We start from the raw sequence: 26,416 nt of genomic DNA, 5'->3' as shown, positions 1-26,416 counted from the left end.
CTTGTCACCTCCGCGCAGGCGGAGGTCCATGAAATATTGCACTGGACTCCCGCCTTCGCGGGAGTGACAACAGGGTATTCCGGCGGTTCGTCAGCAGTCCGGGGGCCGCGAGCGGCCCCGTCTTTACTTGCCTTTTGCCGGGGCGGCTTGTAGTATCGGTCGCCATAATAATGCAAAAAAAATCAATTAACTGATTGAAAGTTAATTAAAATACTTCCTTACTATAGTCTGCGCGTTGTGCTGTTTTTCCCCTCTTTTAGCTGATCCTGTCGCCTTGAATGGGCATTGAAAGGAGGCTTTTTGCCTATGCTTGTTGCTGTTATAGCGGGTTTTATTCTGGCCGCCCTGGTCCCCAGCCTGACGCCCCTGGCCGGTCGTCGCATCGGCTGGGTCCTGGCCCTGTTGCCGGCCACGCTATTCGGATATTTCCTGGGATTCTGGCCCGAGGTCACCGGCGGCGAAGCGGTGCTGATTTCCTACCCCTGGATCCCCAGCCTCAGCATCAGCCTCAACTTCCTGGTGGATGGCCTGAGCCTGATGTTCGCCCTGCTGATCACCGGCATCGGCACCTTCATCCTTATCTATGCCGGCAGCTACCTCGAAGGCCACAAGGACATCCACAAGCTGTTGATGTACCTGCTGGCCTTTATGGCCTCCATGCTCGGCCTGGTGCTGTCCAACAACCTGATTTCCCTGTTCGTGTTCTGGGAACTGACCAGCATTACCTCCTATCTGCTGATCGGTTTCAACCACGAGCAGGAAAAGGCGCGCAAGGCGGCGTTGCAGGGCCTCTTCATTACCGTGGGGGGCGGCCTGGCACTGATGACCGGTCTGATCATGCTGGGCTACCTGGGCGGCAGCTTCGAGCTTAACGAACTGCTGACCCAGGGCGAAGTGCTGCAGCAGCATCCCCTGTTCCTGCTCATGATGATCCTGATCCTGGCGGGCACCTTCACCAAATCGGCCCAGACCCCCTTCCATTTCTGGCTGCCCAACGCCATGGCGGCACCGACCCCGGTCAGTGCCTACCTGCATTCGGCCACCATGGTCAAGGCCGGGGTCTACCTGATGGCCCGGCTGCAACCGGCCATGGCCGGCAGCGAGGCCTGGATGCTGGCCCTGTCGCTGTTCGGTGCCGTCACCATGACGGTGGGGGCGGTGATGGCGGTATGCAGCACCGATCTCAAACGTATCCTGGCCTATTCCACCGTTATGGCCCTGGGCACCCTGACCATGCTGATCGGCATCGGTACCCCCTATGCGCTCAAGGCGGCCATGGTGTTCCTGCTGGCCCATGCGCTCTACAAGGGGGCCCTGTTTATGGCGGCCGGTACCATCGACCATGAAACCGGCACCAAGGACGTGCGCGAGCTGGGCGGCCTGCGCGGCCTGATGCCGCAAACGGCACTCTTTATCTGGGTGGCGGCCCTGGCCTTGGCGGGCATTCCTCCCCTGTTCGGTTTTATCGCCAAGGAGCTGATGTTCGAGGCGGCCCTGGGCGCCCATGCCCTGTCCGGCCTGTTGGCCAGCCTGGCGTTGATCACCGCCGTCTGCATCGTGGCGGCCGCCGGCCTGGTGGCGGTGAAGCCCTTCTTCGGCGCCCTCAAACCGACGCCGAAAAAGCCCCATGAGGCTCCCCTGGCGATGCGGCTGGGCTTCAGCGTGCTGGCCTCTCTCGGCCTGCTGCTGGGGTTGCTGCCCGGCCTGGCCGAACCGCTGCTGCAGGCGGCGGTGGCCGCCGTGACCGGCGCGCCCGTGCCCGGGCTGGAGCTGGCTCTGTGGCACGGTATCAACCTGCCGTTGCTGCTGAGCATGGTTGCCCTGGTGCTCGGTGCTACCCTGTTCCGCTACTGGGAACCCTTGCACCGGCGGCTGGGAGCCGCTTCGGTGCTGGCCGGTTATGGCCCGGAGCGGGGTTACGACAAGATGATGGACGGCCTGGTGCGGCTGGCCCGGTGGCAGACCCGGGTGCTGCAGAACGGCTACATGACCAACTACATCCTGACCATACTGATCACCACCATAGCGCTGCTGACCTATGCCTTCTGGAGCCGGGATGCCTTCGTTTATTCCCTGTCCTTCGAAGGGGTGCGCTTCTACGAAGTCATCATCAGCATATTGATGCTGGTGGCCGTGGTATATGCCAGCGCCACCCGGCTGCGGCTGGGCGCGGTGGCGGCGGTGGGGGTGCTGGGCTTCTCCATGGCCATGATTTACGTGTTCTTCAGTGCCCCGGATCTGGCCATTACTCAGGTGTTGATTGAAACCCTCACCGTGATCCTGCTGGTACTGGTGCTGTTCCGCCTGCCCGGTTTCCAGGGCCTTTCCAGCGTGCGGGTGCGCCTGCGCGACGCCACGGTGGCGGGGGCCTTCGGCATTCTGGTGGCCATGATGGTGCTCACCGTCAACCAGTCGTCCCTGGGGGGAGGAATCAGCGACTACCTGATTGCCGCCAGTTACCCCGAGGCCCACGGCCGCAATATCGTCAACGTGATCCTGGTGGACTTCCGGGCCCTGGATACCCTGGGCGAGATCTTCGTGCTGGCGCTGGCGGCCATAGGGGTGAACGCCATGATCCGCTTCCGCTGGGAGGACCAGAGATGAAAACCGAACTGAGATCGGACGCTTCGCTGATACTGCAGACCGCCACCCGGCTGCTGGTGCCGCTGCTGCTGCTGTTTTCGGTGTTCCTGCTGTTGCGCGGCCATAACGAGCCGGGCGGCGGCTTTATCGCCGGCCTGGTGGCGTCCAGCGCCTTCGCCCTGTATCTGTTCGCCTTCGATGCCAGCAGCACCAAGCGGCTGCTGAAGGTGGAAACCCAGCTGCTGATGGGGCTGGGCCTGCTGCTGGCCTTGTCGAGCGGCATCATCGGCATGGTGCTGCACGGCCAACCCTTTCTCACCAGCCAGTGGTGGACCCTGTATGTGCCGGGTATCGGCGAGCTCAAGCTGAGCACGCCGCTGCTGTTCGATGTGGGCGTCTACCTGGTGGTGATAGGAGTGGTGTCGACCATATTGCTGTCGCTGGCCAAAGTGGAGGAATAATGGAAAACCTGTTTGCCTTTGTGATCGGTGGCCTCTACGCCACCGCCCTGTTTATGATGCTGCGGCGCAGTATCGTCAAGCTGGTGATCGGCCTGATGATCCTCTCCAACGCCGCCAACCTGCTGATTTTCACCGGTGGCGGCCTGGTGCGGGGCGCGCCGCCCCTGATCCCGGAAGGCCTCTATCATCCGGTAGGGGCCATCGCCGACCCGCTGCCCCAGGCGCTGATCCTGACGGCCATCGTCATCAGCTTCGGGGTGCTGGCCTTTGCCGTGGTGTTGATCCACCGGGCCTATGAAGTCATAGGCGCCGATGACATGAACGAGATGAAGAGCACAGATTCGTGAAAGCAGAAGTCATCATTCCCATTCTTATCCCCATGCTGGCCGGGGCCCTGACCCTGATTTGCTGGCGCTGGCGGCTGGTTCAGCGCTGGATTTCGGTCTTCTCCGGCGCCGGCCTGCTGGTGGCCGGCCTCTATCTTCTGGTGCAGGTTCAGGAGCGGGGCATACTGGTCAGCACCATGGGCGCCTGGCCGGCCCCCTACGGCATCACCCTGGTGGCGGACTTGCTCAGCGCCATCATGGTGCTGGTGGCCGGCGTCATCGGCTTTGCGGTGGCGGTCTATTCGCTCGCCACCATGAGCCGCAACCACGAGGCCTTCGGCTACTATCCGCTGCTGCACCTGATGCTGTCCGGGGTGGTGGGCGCCTTCCTCACCGGCGACATCTTCAACCTCTACGTCTGGTTCGAGATCATGCTGGTGGCTTCCTTCGGCCTGTTGATCCTGGGGGGCGAACGTTCCCAGATGGAAGGGGCGCTCAAGTACGTGACCCTCAACCTGATCTCCTCGGCGCTGTTCCTCACCGCCGTGGGCCTGTTGTACGGCTACGCCGGCACCCTCAACATGGCGGATCTGGCGGTGCGCCTGGCCAACGGCAGCCAGCCCGGCCTGGTCACGGTGATCGCCATGCTGTTCCTGGTGGCCTTCGGCATCAAGGCGGCGGCCTTTCCGCTGTTCTTCTGGCTGCCGGCATCCTACCATACGCCGCCGGTGGCGATTTCGGCGGTGTTCGCCGGCCTGCTCACCAAGGTGGGGGTCTATGCCCTGTACCGGGTATTCAGCCTGATCTTCGTGCAGGACCTGGGTTTCACCCACCATACGGTACTGATGTGGATGGGCATCTTCACCATGCTCACCGGGGTTCTGGGGGCGGCGGCCCAGTTCGAGGTGCGCCGCATCCTTTCCTTCCACATCGTCAGCCAGATAGGCTACATGCTGGTGGGGCTGGCGCTGTTCACCCCCCTGGCCATCGCCGGCGGGGTCTTCTACATCTTCCACCACATCATAGTGAAGACCAACCTGTTCCTGATCAGCGGCGTCATGTACCGCTACCATGGCAGCTACGATCTGGCCAGGCTGGGCGGACTCTACCGCTCGGCGCCCTGGCTGGCGCTGCTGTTCCTGATCCCGGCCATGTCCCTGGCGGGGCTGCCGCCCCTGTCCGGCTTCTTCGCCAAATATACGGTGATCAAGGCGGGCGTGCTGGCCGAGTCCTGGTTTATGGTCGCCATCGCCCTGGTGGTGGGCTTGCTGACCCTGTACTCGATGATCAAGATCTGGGCCGAGGCGTTCTGGAAGCCATTGCCGGAGGATGGCAAGCCCCTGCGCGGCGGCGGCGATCCTCACCGATACTTGTTGTATCTGCCGGTGGTGGGCCTGGCGCTGATCACCCTGGCCATCGGTTTCGGGGCCGAGTGGTTCGTGCAACTGGCGATGGACACGGCGGCACAGCTGCTGTCGCCGGAGCTGTATATTGAAGCGGTATTGGGGGTAAGCCAATGAGAGCCTTTGGTTGGAATATGCTGCTGGCCCTGGCCTGGGTCATCCTCTCCGGCACCTATACCATCAGCAACCTGGTGATAGGCATGCTGCTAAGCTACCTGGTGCTGGCCTATGTGGCGCGGGACAAACCCATGTTTGCCCGCTACTTCGGCAAGCTGCCCAAGATAGTCGGCTTTATCCTGTTTTTCATCTGGGATCTGATCAAGGCTAATGCCCGGGTGGCCTACGACGTGCTCACCCCCACCCACCTGATGCGGCCGGGGGTGATCGCCATTCCCCTGGATGTGAAGGACGACGGCGCCATCACCATGTTTGCCAACCTGATCACCGCCACTCCGGGCTCATTGGCGCTGGACGTGTCCAGCGACCGGCGGGTGCTTTATGTGCACATGATGTACCTGGAGGACGAGGCCCGCCAGTTGGCGGAACTCAAGGCCCTGGAGGCCCGCGTGATCGACTTGCTGGGATAAGCCTATGTTTGATATAGCCATTGTTTTGTCTTTCTTGTTTTTGAGCCTGGGGCTGGTGCTGGCGGCGGTGCGGCTGCTGATAGGCCCCACCCTGCCGGATCGGGTGGTGGCGCTGGAAGTGATCGCCTCCATGACCGTCGGTTTCATCTTGCTGTACAGTGTGGCCTACGACACGCCGCAGTTCATCGACGTGGCCATAGTGCTGGCGCTCACCTCCTTTATGGCGGCGGTGGGCTTTGCCCGTTACCTGGAGCGGGGAGGCCATCGCGATGATGACTGAACTTATTACCGGCCTGCTGATGTTGCTGGGCTCCTTCCTGATGCTGCTGGCCGGCATCGGCATCATCCGCATGCCGGATCTGCTGACCCGGATGCACGCCACCAGCAAGGCCGGCGCCCTGGGCGCCGGCCTGATGGCGGTGGGCTTTGCGGTGTTCTTTTTTGCCGACACCAGCGTGGTGGTACGGGCGCTGGCGGTGGTGGTGTTCGTGATCATGACCGCGCCCATCGCCGCCCATGTGATGGCCCGGGCCGGCTACTTCGTGGGCATCAAACTGTGGGAAGGCACCGTGAAGGACGTGATCAAGGAACGCTACGATCTCAAGACCCACCAGCTCGGCAGTTCTACCCGCAAACGGGAAGAAGACTGAGCGACCGAGGGCCCGGCCGCCGGCCGGGTCCTTCATCCCGCCGTGCCGTCAGGTCCTGCTTTACGTGCGGGACCGGCGCGACATCATCCAGCCGGTGAGCCTTTGCACCCAAGGCCCGAACAGCAACGAGATCAGGGCCGCGGCCGGCCAGGCCACGATAAAGGCGGACATCCACTTTTCAACGAAGCCCTCGATAAGCCCCAGATTGAGCCAGGTTACCCAGGCCGTCATCAGAAATGACAGCACCAGCGACATCAGCAGGGCGAACAGCAGGCGATGCTTGGGCGACATCTCAGCCCTCCAGCGATGACAGAGAAGTGATCTCGACCACTTCCGTGTAGTTGAACGAAAGATAGTGGCGGGTGTGGGGTTGGCTGAAATGCCGTTCCAACGCCTGCTCGTCTTGCCAACTTTCCCACAGCAGGAAGGTACCCGGCTTGTCCCGGCATTCCCGTATCGAAAAGAGCAGGCAGCCTTCCTCCCCACGGGTGGCGTGCTCCAGGGTGGCCAGCGCCGCCCTTACCTCGCCCAGGTTATCGGAGTTGGAGCGGATTTCGGCCAACAGATGGTGATGTGACATGGTGGATCCTCCTTTGGTGGTGGCACCATGTTAGCTTTGGCTGATATGTGTAACTATGCTCATCCAAACAAACCTATTTTACAGATACGTAATGATATTGGACGAACTGCGGTTATTCATCACGACCGTTGAAGCAGGCAGCCTGACCGCGGCGGCGGACCGGCTGGCCACGACGGTGGCAACCGTTTCCAGGCGGCTGTCGGCACTGGAACGGCGCTTGGGGCGCAGGCTGGTGCATCGATCCACCCGCGGCCTGACGCTGACCCGGGATGGCGAAGCCTACTTCAACGAGTGCGCGGCCTTGGTGCGGGGGCTGGAGGACAAGCTGAACGAGCTGGGGGCGTCGCTCAACAGCCTGGAGGGAAGCTTGCGGGTACTGGCCCCCGGCAACCTGGCCGCTGGCCCGCTGGCTCCGTTCTGGCCGCAATTTCTTCGGGCCTATCCCCAGATCCGGCTGCGGGTGGACGCCAGCAACGAAATGGTGGACATGTGGCAGGCCCAGGCCGACGTGGCCATTCGCATCGGGGCGATGGAGGACTCCACCCTGATCCAGCGGCGTATCGGCACCATCGGGACCCTGTTGATTGGCGACGGAGAGAAATGGCGGCCGGATACCCTTGAGGAACTGGCCGATATTCCCTCGGTGGCCACCGACGTGCTGGCCGACTGGCAGCTGCGGCACCAGAACGGCGAGCGGAGGACCCTGGCCAAGGCGCACCGCCACACCACCGACAACCTGGCCCTGGTGACCAGCATGGTGAAAAGCGGCGAGGCGATTGCCCTGGTGCCGGAGAGCGAGGTTTATGACGAACTGGACAAAGGCAGCCTGATCCGGCTGCTGCCTCAATGGCGGGGACAAGACAGGCCCGTTTACCTGGTGTGGCCGGCCCGGAAATCGGAGTCGGTGCGGGTGTGCGCCTTTACCGAGGCGCTGTCCGCATTTCTTGCCGAACAGCCCTGGTTTTCGCCGGTATTGCCTTGAGGGCGGGCAATTCGTGCCACAAAAAACATGATGGTGAACTTAAACCGCTGTTTGTTTAATTTGAAAATCCGATATCCTTAGACTCACAGACGACCGTACTGAAATAAGCAAAAAATGCAGATTTAAGAAATGCTGCCGGCATAGGGGAGTCCCTGGTTGATGGCGGTGCGTGGATGAGTCTGCCATGAAACAAGAGCTCCCTTTTCGAGACCCTTTCTTTCAAGAGACTCTCAAGAATGCAGAATGACGGTGTTTCAACGGTAACCGCAGCCCAAGAGGTGAAAAAAAGCTTCGCCATGCTGTTCCTGACGATTTTTATTCCTTTCGGCATGGGGCACTTCATCTCTTATCTGTACCGCACCATCAACGCGGTGATTTATAACGATCTGGCAACCGAGCTTCATTTACCGCCTGAAAGCATGGGGCTGCTCACCGGCTCCTATTTTCTGGCGTTTGCCGCGGCTCAACTTCCGCTGGGCGTCATGCTGGATCGCTATGGCCCGCGTGCGGTTCAGGGCCCCATGTTGCTGATTGCGGCGGCCGGATCGGTGATCTTCGCGCTGTCCCATTCCGAATGGGGGTTGCTGATGGGCCGTGGCCTTATCGGCCTGGGGGTGGCCGGCTCATTGATGAGCGCGATCAAGGCGTGCTCCATCTGGTTGCCCATCGAGCGCCTTCCGCTTTGCACCGCGTGCCTGCTCTCGGTTGGCGGACTGGGGGCCATGGCGTCGACGGCACCGCTGCATATGGTGTTGAACTGGGTCAGCTGGCGTGAGGCATTTATGCTGCTGGCGGTATTGACGGTGCTGGTAAGCGGCGTTATCCACTTTTCCGTTCGCGGCGCCTATACCCCGAAAGACGCGCACTTTGGTGACATGTGCCGGGCTGTCGGCCGCTTGTACCGCTCATGGACGTTCTGGCGGCTGGGGCTGTATTCGGTGTTTGCCCATGCCACTTACATGGCGATTTTGGCATTGTGGATGGGGCCGTGGTTGCGCGATGTTGCAGGGCTCGGCACGACCACCATGGCCAACGCACTGATGTATGGTGCCGTTGCAATGGTGGCCGGTTCGCTGACCTTCGGCTGGCTGACGGATTATCTGCGCCAATATGGCGTGCAGCCGATCATGATCTGTGGGGGTGGCATAGCGGTTTTTGTCGCTTTCCAGATATTGATGATCTCCGATACGCCGGTTTCCCCCTGGCTGATTACGGCAGGATTCAGCTTTTTCGGCACGGCTACCACCATGAATTACGCCATTGTCGCCCAGTCGGTCGCACCGGAGCTGGCCGGGCGGGTCAGCACTTCATTCAACCTGGTGGTATTTATACTGGCCTTCGCGGTGCAATGGCTGGCGGGCGTAGTGATCGGCCATTGGCAAAGCGTGGATGGTGCCTTCCCCGTGGTGGCCTACCAATGGTCCCTGGGGCTGCTGATCGCGTTGCAGATCCCCGGCTTATTGCTGTGGCTGAGTTTTAAACCCTGGCAACGTAGGCCAGTTATTCATTGATATCGATCTCCAGCAGTCTGAGCAACTTGATGGCGTTGGTTTGGGCAGACACCCCCTCCTTGAGCCGGTAACTGAAGCGCATTTTTTCCGGCGACTGTTCGTCGATATCTTCCTCGAAGTAGATACTGCAGCACAGCGGCAGCAGATCCGGATGAGTGGCCAGCGCGATATTGTGGGTGGTCATCATCCCCATGGCCTGCTGTGCGCAGAGTTTTTTCAATACGGCGATGATGGCGATATTGCGTTCTCGCTCATTGGTGCCCTTGAGCAATTCGTCCAGTAGGTACACCGGTTGTTGGCGGCATTGTTCAACACCGGCCAGTACCTCCTTTAGTTGTACCACCTCGTTCATAAAGTATGACTGGCCCTGGCTCAGTGAGTCGTTGGCCGATATCGCCGTGTACAGCTCACAGGGAGGGAGGCGCATGGCGGCGCAGGCCACCGGCCCGGCGGCCATCGCCAGTTTCAGGTTGAGGCCGAGAGCACGCATATAGGTGGTTTTACCCGACATGTTGGAGCCGGTGATGATGGTTACCTGGCCCGGCTTAAGGCGAATGTCATTGGCCACCGCCCGCTGCGCGGGCAGTAGCGGATGGACGGCTTGCCGGGCGTGGAGTTCGGGGCCATTACTGCGTTCAGGAAAGCACCAATCGGGATTTTCATGGGCCAGGTTGGCCAGGGCGCTGAGGGCTTCAAAACAGGCAACAGCATCCAGCCATAGGGCCACATGTCGAGCATGCTGCTTGCGCCAGTGCTGCAGCTTGAGGGCCACATGGAAGTCCCAGAGCAGCAGAGACTGCAGGAATATACAGGGAATGGCGTTAAAGCGCAGGCTCGAATGGTGAATGATCGCTGCCAGCCGACGCAGGGCTGGCCCCGGCCGCTGTGGTGATCGTTTCAGCGATTCTCTGGTTTGTTGCAGCACCTGTGCTTGATATTCCTTTTCTCCGATGATTTCCACTATATCGGACAAGCAATTCAAGGCCCCGGATTGCAAGTCGACGTTGTTGAAGGCCTGCCTGAACCTGCGCCCATGCAAGCCAAGAAAGCCCAGATTGAGCAACACCGGCAGGGCCAGGATCCAGGCCGGAGAGAGGCGGACGATGACCAAGGCCAGGCCAGCCAAAGAAAGCAGGGTCAGTAGCCGGCCCAGGCTCTTTGCCCGGGGGCCGATAAGAATGTTATCTGCTGTATCCTCGGCCCAGGATTGGAACCGGTGCAACTGGTGGCCCCCCGAATGATGGGGACTCCTGGCGTAGGCATATAACCGCTGGCGCAGATCCAGTTGCGGGGCCAGTTCCTGGATTGCCTGCTGGTGCAGTTCCAGCCGTGGCGAGGGGTTGCCTCGGCTCAGCCATTCGGCGAGCCGGGCATCGCCGAGGCTGGTCGACAGGTTAAACAGCAGTTGCCCGAGGGAGCCGGGGCCGTATAAGTTGAGGTCTTTATCCTGCAGGCTGAAATAGTCGGCAACATGGGGCGGGCAAGGTGTCAATGCCGCGAAGTCCCGTTTGATGCGGGACAGGCTTTCCTGGTTGAGTTTGCTCAGGGTATGGCAGTGCTGCAACTGCTCTTTGAGCTGGCGATGCCAGATGATCAAGGCGACAAATAGCAATACGCCGGCAGCCAGCAGCAGGTGTCAGATCCCCGGTGCTGATTGACGAAACAGCGGTTCGAGCAGGGGCAGCAGGCCGAGGAACAGCAGCAGCCGGCCCCACTCAAGGTAGCGCTGCCGACGATGCAGTGTTAAGTAAACCCGAGATACATCCTCGATGCGGGCCAGCCACGGGTTTTGATCTGGAGTATCAGGCCTTATTGACATGTTTCATTCTCTGGGTGCCCCGGTTAATGAGGAGAATCCGACGACAAGTGTCGTGTTCATTTGGGGTCACTATCAATTCTGATAGTTTACCGTCAATCAATTAGCTATCAATAGATGATTTTTTAGCGAATGTCCCTCTGTAAGCAGCACGGAAATATGGTATTTCTTGTATTCATTTAACTGTTGGTAGATTATGATAGTACTGCTTTGGTTTTGGAGAGAAGAAGCATGCCACCACAAGCAATTGGCTACTTTCCTCCGTTCAACCATGAATGTTTCACTTGTTATCCGAACTTCCGAACTGTTCCTAATGGTAGGTCATTCTCGGCAGTGGCCGGGTTAAGCTAAGTGAAATAATAGAAATCATGAATCGAGCAGCCTGGTATCTGATTGATTCTAGAACATCGTAGGATATAACTATAATAAGCTTGGAGGTCAAATCATAATGAAGCGGTTTCTATTATTAATATTTCTGTTTTCCGGCACCAGCATGGCGGAACTATCTGCTGATTTCTGGAAGTTGCGATATGATGAACGTGGCCTGCCATTAATAGATTCGCAGATTGCCGACAGATATCACACATTAATGCTAGATACTGGCAGTGGGGAAGGCTTGCATCTTTATGAACATAATTTAGAAGAGCTAGTTGCCAATCCAAGCCTGAAGGCTACCCAACAAAAACCTCGTCGGCTAATGGATGCGTCTGGTGGTGAAAATGAGGTTTTTGTATGGAAAATAAATCGGTTGCTCATTTCCAATATCCCTTTTGATAATGTTGAAGCTGTTAGTTTTAAGCCATGGGGTTTAACCATGGGAGACGAACAACCTAGTAGTGAAGTGCTGGGGCTTGGGCTTTTTCAGGATCGGCGGGTTTTGATGGACTTCAAAAACGATCGATTGCAGATGTTGGAACATCTGCCTTCAGATATTGATAATTGGTCATCCTATCCAGTAGAAGAAACAGAGTCAGGATTACGTATTACAGCATCTGTCGGCAACACACCTTTACATTTGATTATCGATACTGCCGCCAGTCACTCCTTTCTGTTCTACGACCGCCTACCTGCCGGCACTATTTTTTCTGGCTGTCGCGTTATTGAACCTGAAGCATCAAACTTAGACTGCAGAGTAACAAGAATCACTTTGACAGATAGGGAAGGCACAGTTCGTGATGATTTGGCTATTGTAACTGATGGCTCAACTCCTCAGGAGCTGGATTTTGATGGTCTGCTAGGCATGAAAATGATGCGGGGCCATCAAGTGATAATTGATATGCCTGAGCGCATGTTCTATATCAGTCGTTAGTACAATGGAAAAAGAAAAATCTATTTTTTATCCAGATGCTTTACAAAAAACATAACGTGTTGCTGTGCAAAAATCCATCATGGTTTTATGTCGTTACACCGTATGAGGAGCTGCCTCAACCGTTTCTTATCATTTGCTGCGGTATGTGATGGAACTTGTGAAGACGACTGCTTGGAAAAAATCATACTATCGGGGGATGGCCATGGGTGTAGGTCATGGCTGGATTGGGTGTGGGTGAAGACGAAATTTAGGGGAATGGACTGTTTGTGGAGCGCGGGGAGGCTTCAGTTGCGTGGCGGGTGAGATCGCGCGGTTGAAACCGCGCCTACGGGGGTGGTGCCGGCAAGCCCGGCGGGTTATGGCCGGGCTTGCCGGAAACAGGGCAGCGGGGCGGTGTCGGCAAACTTCGGTGGATCTAAACCGAGGCGATTTCTTCCTCGGTAAGGTGGCGCCATTCGCCTTCCGCCAGGTTGTCGTCCAGGCGGATATGGCCAACCTGCAGCCGGTGCAGGCCCACCACCTTGTTGCCCACGGCGGCGAACATGCGTTTTACCTGGTGGTACTTGCCTTCCTGTATGGTCAGCAGTACCCGGGTGGGGGTGAGCTCGTCCAGGGTGGCGGGCAGGGTGGGTTTGGGTTCGCCGTGCAGTTGCACGCCTTCTTTAAAACGGGCGGCGGCGTCCTCGGCCAGGGGCTCGGCCAGATCGACCCGATAGGTCTTGCCGCAGGCCTTCTTCGGCGAGCGGATCCGGTGGGACCACTGGCCGTCGTCGGTCAGCAGCAGCAGTCCGGTGGTGTCCAGATCCAGCCGTCCGGCGCATTGCAGGCCGTCGCGCAGTTCGGCCGGCAGCAGGGTCAGCACGCTGGGGTGGTCTTCGTCCTGGGTGGAGCTGAGGTAGCCCTTGGGTTTGTGCAGCAGTAGGTAGCGGGGCAGGCGCAGGCCCAGCAGGCGGCCTTCCAGGCGCACCTCCTGCTCCTTGACATGCAAATCGCCTTTTTTGACGATGATGCCATCCACCGTGACCTCGCCCCGGTGCAGGGCCTTCTTGGCCAGGGAGCGAGTGAGCCCGGTGGCTTCACACAAAAAGCGGTCGAGGCGCATCAGATCCCTTCACCTTCATCGGCGACGGGTTCGGCCGCAACCTCGCCCTGCAGCAGCCATTCGTTGAGGATGGCCTTGGCCTGGTCGACGCCGATGCCCTTGAGGGAGCTGAAGGCTTCCACCCGGATATCGCCGCCGAAGATGGCCATGGCTTCGCGTACCTTGAGTACTTCCGCCTTGCGTGCGCCGGACTTGAGCTTGTCGCACTTGGTTAGCAGCGCCAATACCGGCAGTTCGCTGTCGCTGGCCCATTGCAGCAGTTGCTGGTCGATATCCTTCAGCGGGTGGCGGATATCCATCAGCACCACCAGGCCCTTGAGGCTGTTGCGCTGTTGCAGGTATTCGGAGAGGGCCGCCTGCCATTTCAGCTTCATCTCCTCCGGCACCTTGGCGTAGCCATAGCCGGGCAGGTCGATCAGTCGCTTGCCTTCGCTCAGCTCGAACACGTTGATCAGCTGGGTGCGGCCCGGGGTTTTACTGGTCCGGGCCAGACTTTTCTGCTGGGTAATGGTGTTGAGGGCGGACGATTTTCCGGCGTTGGAGCGGCCGGCAAAAGCTATCTCCACGCCGGTGTCGGCCGGCATTTGATTGATGTTGGGCGCGCTGGTAATAAAGCGGGCGGCGTTAAAATTTATCTGCTTGTTATCCAATATGAATTCCCCGGGGTTCTGAACCCGCCTTGCTTACTTTCTCGCAAAATCGTGTAGAATGGAGCCGTTTTTAAATCGCATTGTAACATGCCCTTGCCGGTATGTGATCTGGAAGCTCTTACAACGAGAAGTCGGAACGTCATGAAAAAAATTGTTTTCACGCTAGCCTTAATGCTCGGAGTGGTCGGTGTCGCACAGGCCCAAGGCGATGCCGAAGCCGGTAAAGCCAAAGCCGCCACCTGTGTGGCCTGTCATGGTAACGATGGCAACAGCCCGACCGATATGTACCCTAAAATCGCCGGTCAACACGCCTCTTACCTGGAAAAGCAGTTGATTGAATTCAAAACCGGCGCCACCGGTGGTGCCGGCCGTGCCAACGCCATTATGGCACCCATGGTGATGGGGCTGTCTGAGCAGGACATGGCCGATCTGGCCGCCTTCTACGCCAGCGAAGCCATTACCCCGGTCGCCACTCCCGAAGAGGTGATCGAAGCCGGTGAAGCCCTGTACCGGGGTGGCGATCTGGAGCGTGGCATTACCGCCTGCATCGCCTGCCACAGCCCCCGCGGCGAGGGCCTGGAATCCGCCAGGTTCCCGCGCCTGTCCGGCCAGCACCCTGCCTACATCAAGGCCCAGCTGCAGGCTTTCCGCAGCGGCGAGCGTGAAAACGATCCCAATGGCATGATGCGTGATGTCGCCAAGAAACTGACCGACCAAGATATCGAAATCCTGTCCCAGTACGTGGCGGGCCTGCGTTAATTTAAGCCCATCAAGGGGGCCCGGGCCCCCTGATTTCTCTGGTTTGTCCATGTCTGCTCAGTCGCAAGACTTTCCCTGTCCCCTCTGTGGCCATACCAAAACATCTCTGTTTTGGCAGGATCAACGGCGATGCTATCTCCGTTGCCGTCGGTGCAGCCTGATTTTCGTGCCGCCCACCGAGCGGCTGGACGCGGCGGCGGAGAAGGCGGTGTACGACACGCACCGAAACGAGGTGGACGATCCGGGCTACCGGCGTTTCCTGAGCCGTCTGGCCGAGCCGCTGGCGGCGCGGCTGGCGCCCGGAAGCACAGGGCTGGATTTCGGCTGTGGTCCCGGTCCGGCCCTGGCGGCCATGCTGAACGAAGCGGGTTTTGCCACCACCACCTATGATCCTTACTATGCGGATTATCCCGAGCGACTGGCGCAGCGTTACGACTTTGTGACCTGCACCGAGGCGATCGAGCATTTTTACCAACCGGGGCGGGAATGGCAGCAATTGCTGGCCATGCTCCGGCCTGGCGGCCGGCTGGGGCTGATGACCAAGCTGGCCCGTGACCAGGCGGCCTTCGCCAACTGGCATTACAAACAGGACCCCACCCATGTCAGCTTTTTCAGCAGGGACACCTTCCTCTGGCTGGCGGCACGGGATGGGCTCGGTATCGAATTTATCGGTGCCGATGTGATACTTCTGCAAAAACCGGAGTCTGTATGACACGTATTAAAAAGACCCGCGCGCCGGGTCAACTCGGGGCTCGCAAGGAAAGTCGGGAAAATGCCGAGCAAAGCAGGGAGCGCAAGCGCAAGGCCAAGCGTAAAGGGTTGGCTCCGGGCTCCCGGCATAATACCGGTGACAGCGGCAGCCAGGGGGCGGGCCAGGCGGCGCCCAAGGATCCTCGGCTGGGCTCGAAAAAACCGGTTACCCTGGTGAAGGAGGAGCAGGCGGTGGCCAGCACCAAGCCTGTCAAGCCGGCCGGGCCCAAGGTGGCCAAACCCAAGGTCCTGACACCGGAGCAGGAACTGGACCAGCTGGAGAATAACGAGCGGCTCAACACCCTGCTGGATCGGGTGGACGCGGGCGACAAACTGTCACAGGAAGATGCCGCCTGGCTGGATCAGACCCTGGCCCGTCACCAGCAGTTGCTGGAGCAACTCGGTCTGCTGGAAGAAGACGAGGAGCCGGAAGAGGGCGACGATCTCTGGACCCGTTTTATGGATGCGGACCTTGATCCTGCGCAATACCAGGAGAAGGAAGATAAGTCATGATCTCACCCTGGCTGATGGCCGCCCTCTTGGGCGGCGTCATCATAGTGGGTCTGGCGGTGTATGCGGGCATTCTGCTGGCCAGGTTGAAACAGCAGACGCAACGGCGTGAGCAGGCCATCGCCCGGCGCAACGAGCGTATCCTCGACAGCATCCGTACCATCGCCATGGCGGTGCGTGACGATCAATGCAACCTGTCGGAAGGGGCCATTCGCCTGACCAACCTGCTCAATACCCTGCAGTTCAGCTCGCCGAAAGATTTTGCCGGCGACTATCCCGGCCTCTACGATCTCTATGACAGGGTCAAGGAGATGCCGACTCACGAGGCGCGCAAGCAGCTCAAGCGCAACGAACGCATGCGCCAGGATCTGCAGCGTGCCGGTTTTGAAAACGAGTTTGAAGCTCAGATAAAAATTGAGGTCGAGCGGCTGGCCAGCCTGGAACTGCCCGGTCGCTGACCCGGGGAGGAGGCAATGTCAGCAAGCATCGAGTGGGATCAGTCCCTCATCGAGAAATACAACTATTCGGGGCCCAGGTACACATCCTACCCCACGGCCCTGGAATTCAACGAATCCTTCGGCATGGCGGAGTTTGAAGCCGCCGCCGGGCGCTATCCCGATCGTCCCCTGTCGCTCTACGTGCACGTGCCCTTCTGCCACAAGCTGTGCTACTACTGCGGCTGCAACAAGGTGATCACCCGCCACCAGGGCAAGGCCGACATCTACCTGGACTATCTGGAACGGGAGGTTGAGCGCCTGGCGCCGCTGTTCGCCGGTCGCATCGTGACCCAGCTGCACTGGGGCGGCGGCACTCCCACTTTCCTGACCGAGCCGCAGATCCGCCGGCTCAACGGCCTGCTGCGCCGCCATTTCCGCTTCGCCGAGCGGGGCGAGTTCAGCATCGAAATCGATCCGCGGGAAATCGAGCTGTCGGTGCTGGAAGTGCTGAAGGAGGAAGGCTTCAACCGTATCAGCCTGGGAGTGCAGGACTTCGACAAGGCGGTGCAGAAGGTGGTGAACCGGGAGCAGGACAACGACTTTATCAAGGCGCTGGTCAGGCGCGCGGCCGAACTCGGCTTCGAGTCCACCAACCTGGACCTGATCTACGGCCTGCCGCTGCAGACCCCGGCCAGCTTCCACCACACCCTGGAGCAGGTGGCGGCCATGGGGCCGGCCCGGCTGTCGGTGTTCAACTACGCCCACCTGCCCAGCCGCTTCGCCGCCCAGCGCAAGCTGAACGAGGCGGACATGCCCAAAGCCGCCCAGAAGCTGGCCATGCTGCAGGACACCATCGGTTACCTCACCGGCCAGGGCTACCAGTTTATCGGCATGGATCACTTCGCCCTGCCGGACGACAGCCTGGCGGTGGCCCAGCGCCAGGGTGAGCTGCACCGCAACTTCCAGGGTTACACCACCCAGGGCGACTGCGATCTGCTGGGGCTGGGGGTGTCCGCCATCAGCATGATCGGCGACGCCTATTCCCAGAACCACAAGGATCTCAAGCGCTACTACGCCCAGCTCGACGAGCAGGGCCACGCCCAGACGGTGGGCTACGCCCTGAACCGGGATGACCGGCTGCGCCGGGATCTGATCAAAACCCTTATCTGCAACTTCGAGCTGGACTTTGCGCCGCTGGAGCGGGAATACGGCATCGGCTTCGCCGACTATTTTGCCGAGGATCTCGGGCTGTTGCAGCGCTTCGTCGACGACGGCCTGGTCACGGTGGAAGCCGGCGCCATCCGGGTGGCGGCCAAGGGCCGGCTGCTGATCCGCAATATCTGCATGTGCTTCGACGTCCACCTGCGCCGCCAGGCCCGGATGCAGCAGTTTTCCCGGGTGATCTGAGCGGTGAAGCCCGTCGTCGGCTCAAGTATTAGCGGAAGAGGCCCTGGCGATCAGCTCCGGTGTGGGGCCACGGACGATATCCGGGGCCGACTTGCCGTTGAGGTGCGCCAGCAGCAGGGAAATGGCCCGGGCCGACACTTCTTCCAGGTGCAGGTTGACCGCGGTCAGCGGCGGCTGGCATTGCTGCGCCCGCAGGCCGTCGTAGCGGGTCACCACCTTCACGTCTTCCGGCACCCGGTGGCCGGCCTGCTGCAGCGCCCGGATGGCGCCCACGGCGAAGGCATCCACCGGTGCGCAGATGGCGTCCAGCGACGGGTGCTCGGCCAGCAGTCGGCGGCAGGCTTCGGCTCCGGCTTCTTCGCCGCCGGCCTCCTCGGCCTTGGCGATCAGGCAGGGCAGGCCGCGGGCGGCGGTGAAGTCGCGATAGGCCTGCTCCACGTCCACGTAGGAATGGCGGCGCTGCTGGCCGATCAGCAGGGCGATGTGACGGGCCCCTTGGACCGCCAGGTGTTCCAGCAACAGCCGGCCGGTGGCCCCGGCCTGCAGATCCACGTAGGGCAGGGGAGGATCCGCTTCCGGCTGGCGGCCGATGGACACCACTGTGATGCCGCGCCGCCGCAACTGGGTGACCTGGGGATCCTGGGCCACCGGCTCGATGATGATGGCGCCGTCCACGTCCAGCTCGTCCAGCAGTCCCCTGGCTTCCGCCAGGGGTGGCACCAGCACCAGGGCCAGGCCCTGCTTTAGCGCCGCCTCTGCCGCGGTGGCGGCGATTTCCATCATGAAGCCCAGGCGGGAGACTCCGCCGGCCACCGCGAAAGGCATGGAGGAGAGCAGGGCGATGGAGTTGGTGCGGCCGGTGCGTAGGCGCTGGGCCCGCAGGTTGGGGCTGTAGCCCAGCAGGCGGGCCACGTCCTTGACCCGGGCCCGGGTCTGGGGATCCACCTGCCCCCGGTCGTTGAGGGCGTGGGAGACGGTGGTGCGGGACACGCCCGCCGCCTCGGCGACATCGGCGATGGTGAGGCGGCGCGGGCCGCCGTGCTTGGCTGAACTCATGGGGTCTCTGCGGGCTGAACGCGTATGCCGTCGAGTATACTCCTGGGCTGGGTCGGAGCCAAATCGATTCGGGTGCCGGCCACGGGTCGGCCGATTTGGCGAAAATACCGTCTTGACAGGGGGCGAGACCTGGAATAACTTTTAACCAAATCGATTTGGGTTTGTCAGTTAGGCGACCAAATCGATTCATCTCTGGAAACGTTGGCGAGAGATGGGGAACCCGTGCCGGACACATGGCGACGGGTTATTTTTCGCCCACCACCCAAATCGATTTGGGTGGTGGGGACAAGGAGCCGCCGGCGCTCGTTGCCGGCGGCATATGAATGCAAGGAGAATATCATGTCGGAAGTACACAAGGACGTCACCGCCCCGGTCGACGAAAAGCTGCCCCTGAAGACGCTGCTGGCATTCGGGTTGCAGCACGTATTGGTGATGGCGGCCTCACCCATTGCCTCCGTGTTCCTGATGGCCACGGCGCTGGATTTTCCCCCGGAGCTGACCATCAACCTGCTGAGCGCCACCTTTATCATCTGCGGTATCGGTACCTTGCTGCAGTCCATTGGCTGGCGCGGCTTCGGTGCCCGGCTGCCGTTCATCATGCTGCCGGGTGGTGCCCCCATAGTGCTGTTCATCCTCATCGCCCAGCAGACCGACGTGGCCACCGCCTCGGGGGCGGTGATACTGACCGCGCTGTTCTATTTCCTGGTACTGCCCGTCTTCAAGAAGTTTTTGCGTTTCTTCCCCGCGGTGGTGGTAGGCACCATGCTGTTGCTGGTGGCCATCAACCTGGTGAAGATCTCGGGCTTCCTGATCGTCGGCAAGCCCGGCACCGAGGGCTTCGCCGCCCCGCTCAGCCTGCTGCTGGCCTTCGCCACCATCGGCTTCACCGTGCTGTTCGCCCGGGTGCTGAGCGGCATGCTGGGGCAGTTGGCGATACTGCTGGGCCTGCTGGGCGGCACCCTGGTGGCGGTGCTGTTCGGCGCCTTCCATGTCGAGCACCTGTCGTTGTTTCCGCTGTTCAGCCTGCCGTCGCTGCTGCCCTTCGGCATGCCCAAGTTCGATCTGCTGGCCTCACTGCCGCTGATGATCTTCTGCATCATCTCCATGGTGGAGGCCACCGGCCAGACCATCGCCATCGGCGAGGTGGTGGACAAGAAGCTGGACCCGGAGAACGACGTGGCCAAGACCATCCGCGGCGACGCCGCCGTGTCCCTGCTCGGCGGCCTGTTCGGCACTTCGCTGATCATCACCAGTGGCGAGAACATCGGCGTGGTACGGGCCACCGGCATCCGCTCCCGCTACGTCACCCTGGTCTCCGGCCTGATGCTGATCCTGTTCGCCCTGCTCGCGCCCCTGGCGCGGGTGATCCACGGCGTGCCCGAGGCGGTGGTCGGCGGTACCGGCCTGGTGGTGTTCGCCATCGTCGGCACCATGGGCATCGACATGCTGCGGCGGGTCGATCTGCGCCAGCACGCCAACATGTACGTGGTGTCGGTGGCGCTGGCGGTGGGGCTGTTCCCGATACTGGTGCCCGGCGTCTACAGCCAGTTTCCCTCCGGGCTGGCCTCCCTGCTGGGCAACGGCGTCGCCATGGGCGCCATCACCGCCGCCCTGATGAATGCCCTGTTCCACTACCTGGGCAAGGGGCCGGCGCCGGTCGCCGCGGCCGAAGACCACTCCCGGCTGCAGAGCCGCTGATCTACCCGGGCAGGCCCCCTGGCCTGCCCCAGCCAATAAAAGGACAATCATGAAGACGCAACTCAATCCCCGCCAGTTCGAACAACGCTGCCTGCTGGCGCCCGACTGGCTGCTGCTGGCGGACGGCCCGGTGCGGGAGCACGCCATCCTGCTGGACGGCGAGCGCTTCGGCGCCGTCGGCCCCCTGACCGAGCTGCAGGCGGCCCACCCGGAGCTGGCGGTGACCGCCCTGCCCGGCAAGCTGATCATGCCCGGCTTCGTCGATACCCATCACCACCTGACCCAGGCCTTCGGCAAGGCGCTGGTGTTCGGCGAGCCGTCGGAGATCTTCCGCCGGGTGTGGGTGCCCATGGAATCCGGCCTGAGCCCGGATATCCTCTACCTGACCGCCAAGCTGGCGGCGCTGGAGGCCCTGCGTGGCGGCTTCACCACCGTCTGCGATGCCGGCACCCGGGCCAGCGAGGGGCTGGACGCCATCGCCCGAGCCACCACCGAGGCGGGGCTGCGCTGCGTGCTGGGGCTGGTGTGCAACGACAAGCGCGGCAGCGAGGAGCTGGCGCCGGGGCCCATACTGGCGCGGGCCGAGCAACATATCGCCGGCTGGCAGGGCCAGCCGCTGGTGACCCCCTCGCTGGCCGTGCCCATCCCGGAGATCGCCACCGATGCCATGCTGCACCGGGTGTCGGCGCTTTGCGCCGAGGCCGGCATCCTGTTCCAGACCCACGTCAACGAACACCTGGTGGCGGTGGAGCGCTCCCTGGAGCAGCGCGGCCTGCGCCCGGTGGAACACCTGCACCGGGCCGGGGCCCTGGGGTCCCAGGCGCTGCTCGCCCACGCCACCCTGCTCACGCCCGACGAGCTGATGCTGCTGCGGGACTCCGACAGCGCGGTCAGCTACAACCCGGTGGCCAGCGCCTGGAAGGGCAACGCCGTGGCTCAGGCCCAGCTGATGCACAGCCTGGGGATCCGCCTCGGCCTGGGTACCGACGGCACCCGCAGCGACGGTTTCCGGCTGCTGGATTACGCCGAGGCGGCCCAGCGTTTCGCCTTCGGCCTGGCGGTGGGGGACTCCTCCTGCGGTGGCGGCTGGCCCTGGCTGGAGCAGGGCACCCGCGGCGGTGCCAGGGTGCTGGGGCTGAACACCGGCGAGATCGCTCCCGGCCGGGCGGCCGACTTCCTGCTGGTGGATCTGGCGGTGCCCGAGCTGCTGCCGTCCTGGGACCTGTGCTGGGAGCTGGTGCGGCTGGCCAACCGGGATCAGATCCTGGGGGTGTTCGTGGCCGGCCGCCTGCGGCTGTGGCAGGGCTGGCCGCTGGACTGGGACGCCCGGGCCCTGATGCGGGAGGTGGACGAGCACGCCAAGGCGGTGGTGGCGCGGGCGCCGATCCAGAAAATCCATCCCGACTCGGGCCGGCATCGGCGGGAATGGGAAGCGCTACGCCCGGGCGCCGCGTCGGGTCCCGACGGACGCGCGTCATGAGCCCGGATGTCTTCGCCTGGATCGCGCTGGCGGTGGCGGCGGGCGCCTTTGTCCAGGGCGCCACCGGCATGGGCTTTGCCCTGGTGGTGGCGCCGGTGCTGGGGCTGCTGGCGCCGGCGTTGCTGCCGATCAGCCTGCTGGTGCTGATGTTGCCGCTCAATGCCCTGATCGCCTGGCGGGAGCGCCACGCCATCGATCTGCGGGGCACCAAGTGGATATCCCTGGGCCGGGTGCTGGGCACCTTCGGCGGGCTCTGGGTGCTGGTGGTGCTGCCCCTGAACCAGCTCAACATCCTGATCGGGGTGTCCACCATAGCGGCGGTGCTGGTCAGCTGGCTGGCCCCAGCCTTTGTTCCGGGGCGCAAGGCCTTCGTGTCCACCGGGGTGATCACCGGCATCACCGAAACCGCCACCGGTATCGGCGGGCCGCCCCTGGCCCTGGTGTACCAGCATATGCCGGTAGCGACCCTGCGTGCCTCGGTAGCCCTGTGTTTTTTGATCGGCGAACTGGTCTCACTGCTGGTGCTTGCGCTCAACGGCCGGCTGCAGGCCGAATTGTTGCTGCCGGTGGGCTGGATGTTGCCGGCGCTGGCGGCGGGGCTGATCCTGAGCCAACTGGTGCACCGCACCATCAACGCCCGTTTCCTGCGCCAGTTTGTGCTGGTGTTCGCCCTGGTGTCGGGAGTCCTGGTGCTGTGGCTGTAAGATAAAAGGCCTTGCCCTACGGGCAAGGCTTTGTTGTCCGAATAGGTGGCTGGAAGAGCCTTTCCTCTGCTACTACTCCCGCTCGGCGCTGGCGGTCAGCAGGGCGGCCCTTTCTGCGGGGCTGATAAAGGCCATCTGCAGGGCGTTTTCCTGGCACTGGCGGGTCTGGGCGGCACTGAGACCGGCCCGGACCGCCGCGTCGGTGTATTCGTGGCGCAGCTCTATGCCTTCCACCGCCGGATCGTCGGTGTTGAGGCAGGCGGGCACGCCTTTTTTCAGGAAGCGGTGGATGGGGTGGGAGGTGAGTGTCGCCACCGTGCTGGTCTGCAGGTTGGAGGTGAGGCAGGACTCGATGCCGATGCGGTGCTCGGCCAGGTAGTCGAGCAGGCGCTCGTCCTCCACCGCCTTGACGCCGTGGCCGATGCGCTCGGCGCCCAGAGCCTGGATGGCTTGCCAGATGCTGTCGCTGCCGGCCGCCTCGCCTGCGTGCACCGTGATGTGCAGGCCGGCGTCCCGTACCCGTTTGAAGTGGTCGTTGAACAGCTCGCCGGGAAAGCCCAACTCGTCACCGGCCAGATCCATGGCGATCAGCTTGTCCTGGTGGGCCAGGCAGGCGGCCAACTCCCGCTCGCAGGCGGCCTGGCCGAAGGTGCGGCTCATGATGCCGATGAGCTTGACCGGGATGCCGAAGTCGCGCTGGCCGGCGGCTACCCCGTCGATCACCGCTTCCACCACCCCTTGGGGATCCAGTTGGTGGTTCATGGCCATGTAGCCGGGGCTGAAGCGCAGCTCGGCGTAGTCGATGCCGGCGGTCTGCAGGTCCTCGACGTTCTCGTAGGCCACCCGGCGGCAGGCATCGTAGCTGCCCAGCACCTTGACGCCCCAGTCCAGCTTGGCGAGGAAAGACACCAGATCCGGGGCGTTGTCCAGCACCTGCACATGGGGGCGCAGCCCTTCCAGGGTGGTGGCGGGCAGTACCATGTTAAAGGCCTGGCCCAGGTCCAGTATGGTGGCGGGGCGGATGTTGCCGTCCAGGTGGCGGTGCAGGTCGAGCAGGGGCAGGCTGGGATCTATCATGGCATCTTCCTTTTCTGGTCAATGGGCCTTGCCGATGCCGCAGGGCGGACATCGGCAAGGCCCAACGGGGATCGAGATAAATGCTAATCCTCTACCAGACTGTCGTCGCCATGCAACTCTTTTAACTTTCGGGTCAAGGTATTGCGGCCCCAGCCCAGCAGTCGGGCCGCCTCCTGCTTGTGGCCCTGGGTATGGGTCAGGGCACAGTCGAGCAGGATGCGTTCGAACTCGGGCTGGGCGTCGGCCAGCAGGTCCTGCTTGCCCTTGGCCAGGGACTGCTGGGCCCAGTCCTTCAGCGCCTGGCGCCAGTCCTGGCTGCCGGTGTCCTTCTCCTTTTCCCGCTCCTTCTGCATCAGTTCGGGAGGCAGATCGGCGATCAGCACTTCCTGGCCCGAGGCCATCACCGTCAGCCAGCGGCACACGTTTTCCAGCTGGCGCACGTTGCCGGGCCAGGACAGGGACTGCAGGTAGGTCTGAGTGTCCGGGTGCAGGCTTTTGGCTTCCACCGCCAGTTCCTTGGCCGCTCGCATCAGGAAATGGCGGGCCAGCTTGGGCACGTCCTCACGGCGGTCTTTCAGCGCCGGCATATGGATGCGGATCACGTTGAGCCGGTGGAACAGATCCTCGCGGAAGTCGCCGTCCTCCACCTTCTTCTCCAGATCCTGGTGGGTGGCGGCGATGATGCGGACATCCACCTTGATCGGCTGGTGGCCGCCCACCCGGTAGAACTGGCCATCGGCCAGCACCCGCAGCAGCCGGGTCTGGATATCCAGCGGCATGTCGCCGATTTCATCGAGGAAGAGGGTGCCGCCGTCGGCCTGCTCGAAGCGGCCCTGGCGGATGCTGTTGGCGCCGGTAAAGGCTCCCTTTTCGTGACCGAACAGCTCCGATTCGATCAGATCCTTGGGAATGGCGGCCATGTTCAGCGCGATAAAGGGATTCTGGGCCCGGGGGCTGTGTTTATGCAGGGCGTGGGCCACCAGTTCCTTGCCGGTGCCGCTCTGGCCGTTGATCAGCACCGAGATGGAGGAGCGGGCCAGGCGGCCGATGGCGCGGAACACCTCCTGCATGGCCTGGGCTTCGCCGATGATCTCGGGGGTGTTGAGGCTGTCCGCGACCGGTATCTTGCCCTTGCTCTTGCTCTCCTTGATATGGGCCACGGCCCGTTGCACCAGGGCCACGGCGTCATCGATATCGAAGGGCTTGGGCAGGTACTCGAAGGCCCCGTGCTGGTAGGCGCTGACCGCGCTGTCCAGGTCGGAGTGGGCGGTCATGATGATAATCGGCAACTGCGGTGCCTGCTTGTGGATGGCGTTGAGCAGGGTCAGGCCGTCCATGCCGCCCATGCGGATATCGGACACCACCACGCTGGGCTTGCCCTGCGGCAGGGCGGCCAGCACGCTTTCGCCGTCGGCAAAACTGTGACAGCGGAAGCCCGCCTGGCCCAGTGCCCGCTCCAATACCCAGCGGATAGAGCTGTCGTCATCGACTATCCATACCAGTTCAGCCATACATGTCTCCTATCGTCGTAACGGCAGATAGATAATAAATTCGGTACGTCCGGGACGGCTCTGACTCTCGATCCGCCCCTTGTGTTGGTGGATCAGATCCTGGGCGATGGACAAGCCCAGGCCGGTACCACCTTCGCGGCCGGTGACCATGGGGTAAAACAGGGTATCGCGCAGTTGCTCGGGAATACCGGGGCCGTCGTCGATGATCCGGATTTCGGCCGCCAGCCGGTATCGGCGGCCCTGCAGCATGACCTGGAAAGCGGTGCGGGTCCGGATCTGGATATGCCCCCTGTCGCCCAGGGCCTCGGCGGCGTTGCGCACTATATTGAGGAAGGCCTGCTGCAACTGCTCCGGGTCCATCTCGAAGTCGGGGATACTGGGGTCGTAGTCCCGGCTCAGCCGGATGTCCTGGGGGATTTCCATCGCCACCAGCTGGCGTACCTGCTCCAGCACCGAGTGCAGGTTGGTGACCTGGCGCAGGCCGGGCCGCTGCGGGCCGAGCAGGCGGTCCACCAGGTTACGCAGTCGATCCGCCTGGGCGATGATCAACTGGGTGAATTCCTTGAGATCTTCCTGGCCCAGCTCCCGTTCCAGCAGCTGGGCGGCGCCACGCAAGCCGCCGAGGGGATTCTTGATTTCATGGGCCAGGCCGCGCACCAATTCGCGGGCGGCCTGTTGCTGGGCCCGCTGTTGCAGCTCCTGGCTGATCTTCTTCTGCTGATCGATAAGGCGCAGCTCGATCAGCGCCATGGTCCTGCCTTCCAGGCTGAAGGGGGTGACACTGACATCGACCCAGCGTGGGGCACCGTCGATCACCAGCTGTACTTCGCTGTCGGTAAAGCCCTGCTCGCTCTCGATGCAGCGCTTGATGCGGCGAATATCGAGGGAAATGTCTTCTACCACCTGATCGAGCTGCGCCTCCTGCAGCCGGCGCTTGCTCAGGGTCAGCAACTGCTCGGCGGCGGTGTTGGCGAAGTGCACCAGCAGGTTGCCGTCCACCACCAGTACGGCGGTGAGCAGATTGTCGATGATTGCTTTGGTGCTTATCTGAGATTCCAACACCGTGT

The 26,416-nt window shown here is 61.9% G+C and carries 27 protein-coding genes; 18 read left to right on the top strand and 9 right to left on the bottom strand.

Annotated features, from left to right (window positions below):
• Window positions 1–306: 306 nt before the first annotated feature.
• The 7 genes from ACEVBK_RS19215 to mnhG are packed head-to-tail and all read left to right on the top strand — an operon-like array spanning window position 307 to window position 6,010.
• Complete coding sequence (locus tag ACEVBK_RS19215) at window positions 307–2,604, top strand: putative monovalent cation/H+ antiporter subunit A (protein WP_375056479.1); 2,298 nt, start codon at window positions 307–309, stop codon at window positions 2,602–2,604.
• Window positions 2,601–3,044, top strand: a complete 444-nt coding sequence (locus tag ACEVBK_RS19210; protein WP_375056478.1) for a Na+/H+ antiporter subunit B — start codon at window positions 2,601–2,603, stop codon at window positions 3,042–3,044. Before ACEVBK_RS19215 ends, ACEVBK_RS19210 begins: the two co-directional genes overlap by 4 nt.
• The gene (locus ACEVBK_RS19205) at window positions 3,044–3,391 is read left to right on the top strand and encodes a Na+/H+ antiporter subunit C (RefSeq protein ID WP_202081679.1); all 348 of its coding nucleotides are present in this window, start codon (window positions 3,044–3,046) and stop codon (window positions 3,389–3,391) included. The genes ACEVBK_RS19210 and ACEVBK_RS19205 overlap by 1 nt, the downstream gene beginning before the upstream one ends.
• Window positions 3,388–4,890, top strand: coding sequence for a Na+/H+ antiporter subunit D (locus tag ACEVBK_RS19200; protein WP_375056477.1), 1,503 nt, complete (start codon window positions 3,388–3,390; stop codon window positions 4,888–4,890). Before ACEVBK_RS19205 ends, ACEVBK_RS19200 begins: the two co-directional genes overlap by 4 nt.
• Entirely contained in the window at window positions 4,887–5,360 is a 474-nt protein-coding gene (locus tag ACEVBK_RS19195; RefSeq protein ID WP_375056476.1) for a Na+/H+ antiporter subunit E, read from the top strand. Before ACEVBK_RS19200 ends, ACEVBK_RS19195 begins: the two co-directional genes overlap by 4 nt.
• A gap of 4 nt (window positions 5,361–5,364) precedes the next feature.
• Entirely contained in the window at window positions 5,365–5,640 is a 276-nt protein-coding gene (locus ACEVBK_RS19190) for a monovalent cation/H+ antiporter complex subunit F (RefSeq protein WP_375056475.1), read from the top strand.
• On the top strand, window positions 5,630–6,010 hold the full coding sequence (gene mnhG / locus ACEVBK_RS19185) for a monovalent cation/H(+) antiporter subunit G (RefSeq protein ID WP_375056474.1): 381 nt from the start codon (window positions 5,630–5,632) through the stop codon (window positions 6,008–6,010). The genes ACEVBK_RS19190 and mnhG overlap by 11 nt, the downstream gene beginning before the upstream one ends.
• A 60-nt stretch (window positions 6,011–6,070) precedes the next feature.
• On the opposite strand, the gene ACEVBK_RS19180 is transcribed toward mnhG, so the two are convergent.
• Both ACEVBK_RS19180 and ACEVBK_RS19175 read right to left on the bottom strand, forming a co-directional pair.
• Window positions 6,071–6,301 carry a DUF2798 domain-containing protein gene (locus tag ACEVBK_RS19180; protein ID WP_375056473.1) on the bottom strand — a complete coding sequence of 77 codons (231 nt, stop codon included), beginning with the start codon at window positions 6,299–6,301 and terminating at the stop codon, window positions 6,071–6,073.
• Between the two features lies 1 nt (window position 6,302).
• Window positions 6,303–6,590 carry a putative quinol monooxygenase gene (locus tag ACEVBK_RS19175; RefSeq protein ID WP_375056472.1) on the bottom strand — a complete coding sequence of 96 codons (288 nt, stop codon included), beginning with the start codon at window positions 6,588–6,590 and terminating at the stop codon, window positions 6,303–6,305.
• A 91-nt stretch (window positions 6,591–6,681) separates the two neighbouring features.
• Here ACEVBK_RS19175 and ACEVBK_RS19170 point away from each other — a divergent pair, with 91 nt between their 5' ends.
• Both ACEVBK_RS19170 and ACEVBK_RS19165 read left to right on the top strand, forming a co-directional pair.
• On the top strand, window positions 6,682–7,572 hold the full coding sequence (locus ACEVBK_RS19170; RefSeq protein ID WP_375056471.1) for a LysR family transcriptional regulator: 891 nt from the start codon (window positions 6,682–6,684) through the stop codon (window positions 7,570–7,572).
• A 236-nt stretch (window positions 7,573–7,808) separates the two neighbouring features.
• Complete coding sequence (locus ACEVBK_RS19165; protein WP_375056470.1) at window positions 7,809–9,083, top strand: MFS transporter; 1,275 nt, start codon at window positions 7,809–7,811, stop codon at window positions 9,081–9,083.
• Here ACEVBK_RS19165 and ACEVBK_RS19160 read toward each other — a convergent pair.
• On the bottom strand, window positions 9,073–10,695 hold the full coding sequence (locus ACEVBK_RS19160; protein ID WP_375056469.1) for a hypothetical protein: 1,623 nt from the start codon (window positions 10,693–10,695) through the stop codon (window positions 9,073–9,075). The two genes, ACEVBK_RS19165 and ACEVBK_RS19160, sit on opposite strands and share 11 nt — an antisense overlap.
• 652 nt (window positions 10,696–11,347) lie before the next feature.
• Here ACEVBK_RS19160 and ACEVBK_RS19155 point away from each other — a divergent pair.
• Window positions 11,348–12,208, top strand: coding sequence for a hypothetical protein (locus ACEVBK_RS19155; protein ID WP_375056468.1), 861 nt, complete (start codon window positions 11,348–11,350; stop codon window positions 12,206–12,208).
• 415 nt (window positions 12,209–12,623) lie between these two features.
• Here the strand turns inward: ACEVBK_RS19155 and rsuA are convergent, their stop codons facing one another.
• Together rsuA and yihA are read right to left on the bottom strand one after the other, a co-directional pair.
• Entirely contained in the window at window positions 12,624–13,310 is a 687-nt protein-coding gene (gene rsuA, locus ACEVBK_RS19150) for a 16S rRNA pseudouridine(516) synthase RsuA (protein ID WP_375056467.1), read from the bottom strand.
• Window positions 13,310–13,960, bottom strand: coding sequence for a ribosome biogenesis GTP-binding protein YihA/YsxC (gene yihA / locus ACEVBK_RS19145; protein ID WP_375056466.1), 651 nt, complete (start codon window positions 13,958–13,960; stop codon window positions 13,310–13,312). Before yihA ends, rsuA begins: the two co-directional genes overlap by 1 nt.
• Window positions 13,961–14,101: 141 nt before the next feature.
• Between yihA and ACEVBK_RS19140 the strand changes: the two genes are divergently transcribed.
• From ACEVBK_RS19140 to hemN, 5 genes are all read left to right on the top strand, one after another.
• Window positions 14,102–14,719 (top strand): c-type cytochrome, encoded by a 618-nt coding sequence (locus ACEVBK_RS19140; protein ID WP_375056465.1) that lies wholly within the window; start codon window positions 14,102–14,104, stop codon window positions 14,717–14,719.
• 166 nt (window positions 14,720–14,885) lie between these two features.
• Entirely contained in the window at window positions 14,886–15,431 is a 546-nt protein-coding gene (locus ACEVBK_RS19135; RefSeq protein WP_375056464.1) for a class I SAM-dependent methyltransferase, read from the top strand.
• The gene (gene yihI, locus ACEVBK_RS19130; RefSeq protein ID WP_375056463.1) at window positions 15,428–15,982 is read left to right on the top strand and encodes a Der GTPase-activating protein YihI; all 555 of its coding nucleotides are present in this window, start codon (window positions 15,428–15,430) and stop codon (window positions 15,980–15,982) included. The genes ACEVBK_RS19135 and yihI overlap by 4 nt, the downstream gene beginning before the upstream one ends.
• Before the next feature lie 11 nt (window positions 15,983–15,993).
• A complete protein-coding gene (locus tag ACEVBK_RS19125) occupies window positions 15,994–16,437 on the top strand; it encodes a DUF2489 domain-containing protein (protein WP_375058609.1) in 444 nt (147 codons plus the stop codon).
• Between the two features lie 15 nt (window positions 16,438–16,452).
• Complete coding sequence (hemN, locus tag ACEVBK_RS19120) at window positions 16,453–17,823, top strand: oxygen-independent coproporphyrinogen III oxidase (protein WP_375056462.1); 1,371 nt, start codon at window positions 16,453–16,455, stop codon at window positions 17,821–17,823.
• A 21-nt stretch (window positions 17,824–17,844) separates the two neighbouring features.
• Here the strand turns inward: hemN and ACEVBK_RS19115 are convergent, their stop codons facing one another.
• Window positions 17,845–18,879, bottom strand: coding sequence for a substrate-binding domain-containing protein (locus tag ACEVBK_RS19115; RefSeq protein ID WP_375056461.1), 1,035 nt, complete (start codon window positions 18,877–18,879; stop codon window positions 17,845–17,847).
• Window positions 18,880–19,218: 339 nt separating this feature from the next.
• Here ACEVBK_RS19115 and ACEVBK_RS19110 point away from each other — a divergent pair, with 339 nt between their 5' ends.
• From ACEVBK_RS19110 to ACEVBK_RS19100, 3 genes are read left to right on the top strand one after another with little or no spacing between them, the layout of a single operon-like run.
• Window positions 19,219–20,577 carry a uracil-xanthine permease family protein gene (locus ACEVBK_RS19110; RefSeq protein ID WP_375056460.1) on the top strand — a complete coding sequence of 453 codons (1,359 nt, stop codon included), beginning with the start codon at window positions 19,219–19,221 and terminating at the stop codon, window positions 20,575–20,577.
• 49 nt (window positions 20,578–20,626) lie between these two features.
• Window positions 20,627–22,057 carry an amidohydrolase family protein gene (locus ACEVBK_RS19105; protein WP_375056459.1) on the top strand — a complete coding sequence of 477 codons (1,431 nt, stop codon included), beginning with the start codon at window positions 20,627–20,629 and terminating at the stop codon, window positions 22,055–22,057.
• Complete coding sequence (locus ACEVBK_RS19100) at window positions 22,054–22,761, top strand: sulfite exporter TauE/SafE family protein (protein WP_375056458.1); 708 nt, start codon at window positions 22,054–22,056, stop codon at window positions 22,759–22,761. The genes ACEVBK_RS19105 and ACEVBK_RS19100 overlap by 4 nt, the downstream gene beginning before the upstream one ends.
• A gap of 72 nt (window positions 22,762–22,833) precedes the next feature.
• Here ACEVBK_RS19100 and add read toward each other — a convergent pair whose 3' ends face one another.
• The 3 genes from add to glnL form a co-directional block, all read right to left on the bottom strand.
• Window positions 22,834–23,838, bottom strand: coding sequence for an adenosine deaminase (add, locus tag ACEVBK_RS19095; protein WP_375056457.1), 1,005 nt, complete (start codon window positions 23,836–23,838; stop codon window positions 22,834–22,836).
• 83 nt (window positions 23,839–23,921) lie between these two features.
• Window positions 23,922–25,349 (bottom strand): nitrogen regulation protein NR(I), encoded by a 1,428-nt coding sequence (gene glnG, locus ACEVBK_RS19090; RefSeq protein WP_375056456.1) that lies wholly within the window; start codon window positions 25,347–25,349, stop codon window positions 23,922–23,924.
• A gap of 9 nt (window positions 25,350–25,358) precedes the next feature.
• Complete coding sequence (gene glnL / locus ACEVBK_RS19085; RefSeq protein ID WP_375058608.1) at window positions 25,359–26,408, bottom strand: nitrogen regulation protein NR(II); 1,050 nt, start codon at window positions 26,406–26,408, stop codon at window positions 25,359–25,361.
• Window positions 26,409–26,416: the final 8 nt, after the last annotated feature.

It is taken from the genome of Zobellella sp. DQSA1 (genome assembly GCF_041950555.1).
Classification (GTDB): domain Bacteria; phylum Pseudomonadota; class Gammaproteobacteria; order Enterobacterales; family Aeromonadaceae; genus Oceanimonas.
This window is presented reverse-complemented; position numbering and strand designations above follow the sequence as displayed.

Bases quoted from the DNA above. Each gene is read 5' to 3' on its own strand.
- ACEVBK_RS19215 (WP_375056479.1), top strand. From the start codon at position 307: ATGCTTGTTGCTGTTATAGCGGGTTTTATTCTGGCCGCCCTGGTCCCC.
- ACEVBK_RS19210 (WP_375056478.1), top strand. From the start codon at position 2,601: ATGAAAACCGAACTGAGATCGGACGCTTCGCTGATACTGCAGACCGCC.
- ACEVBK_RS19205 (WP_202081679.1), top strand. From the start codon at position 3,044: ATGGAAAACCTGTTTGCCTTTGTGATCGGTGGCCTCTACGCCACCGCC.
- ACEVBK_RS19195 (WP_375056476.1), top strand. From the start codon at position 4,887: ATGAGAGCCTTTGGTTGGAATATGCTGCTGGCCCTGGCCTGGGTCATC.
- ACEVBK_RS19190 (WP_375056475.1), top strand. From the start codon at position 5,365: ATGTTTGATATAGCCATTGTTTTGTCTTTCTTGTTTTTGAGCCTGGGG.
- mnhG (WP_375056474.1), top strand. From the start codon at position 5,630: ATGATGACTGAACTTATTACCGGCCTGCTGATGTTGCTGGGCTCCTTC.
- ACEVBK_RS19180 (WP_375056473.1), bottom strand. From the start codon at position 6,301: ATGTCGCCCAAGCATCGCCTGCTGTTCGCCCTGCTGATGTCGCTGGTG.
- ACEVBK_RS19175 (WP_375056472.1), bottom strand. From the start codon at position 6,590: ATGTCACATCACCATCTGTTGGCCGAAATCCGCTCCAACTCCGATAAC.
- ACEVBK_RS19170 (WP_375056471.1), top strand. From the start codon at position 6,682: ATGATATTGGACGAACTGCGGTTATTCATCACGACCGTTGAAGCAGGC.
- ACEVBK_RS19165 (WP_375056470.1), top strand. From the start codon at position 7,809: ATGCAGAATGACGGTGTTTCAACGGTAACCGCAGCCCAAGAGGTGAAA.
- ACEVBK_RS19155 (WP_375056468.1), top strand. From the start codon at position 11,348: ATGAAGCGGTTTCTATTATTAATATTTCTGTTTTCCGGCACCAGCATG.
- rsuA (WP_375056467.1), bottom strand. From the start codon at position 13,310: ATGCGCCTCGACCGCTTTTTGTGTGAAGCCACCGGGCTCACTCGCTCC.
- ACEVBK_RS19140 (WP_375056465.1), top strand. From the start codon at position 14,102: ATGAAAAAAATTGTTTTCACGCTAGCCTTAATGCTCGGAGTGGTCGGT.
- yihI (WP_375056463.1), top strand. From the start codon at position 15,428: ATGACACGTATTAAAAAGACCCGCGCGCCGGGTCAACTCGGGGCTCGC.
- hemN (WP_375056462.1), top strand. From the start codon at position 16,453: ATGTCAGCAAGCATCGAGTGGGATCAGTCCCTCATCGAGAAATACAAC.
- ACEVBK_RS19115 (WP_375056461.1), bottom strand. From the start codon at position 18,879: ATGAGTTCAGCCAAGCACGGCGGCCCGCGCCGCCTCACCATCGCCGAT.
- ACEVBK_RS19110 (WP_375056460.1), top strand. From the start codon at position 19,219: ATGTCGGAAGTACACAAGGACGTCACCGCCCCGGTCGACGAAAAGCTG.
- ACEVBK_RS19105 (WP_375056459.1), top strand. From the start codon at position 20,627: ATGAAGACGCAACTCAATCCCCGCCAGTTCGAACAACGCTGCCTGCTG.
- ACEVBK_RS19100 (WP_375056458.1), top strand. From the start codon at position 22,054: ATGAGCCCGGATGTCTTCGCCTGGATCGCGCTGGCGGTGGCGGCGGGC.
- add (WP_375056457.1), bottom strand. From the start codon at position 23,838: ATGATAGATCCCAGCCTGCCCCTGCTCGACCTGCACCGCCACCTGGAC.
- glnG (WP_375056456.1), bottom strand. From the start codon at position 25,349: ATGGCTGAACTGGTATGGATAGTCGATGACGACAGCTCTATCCGCTGG.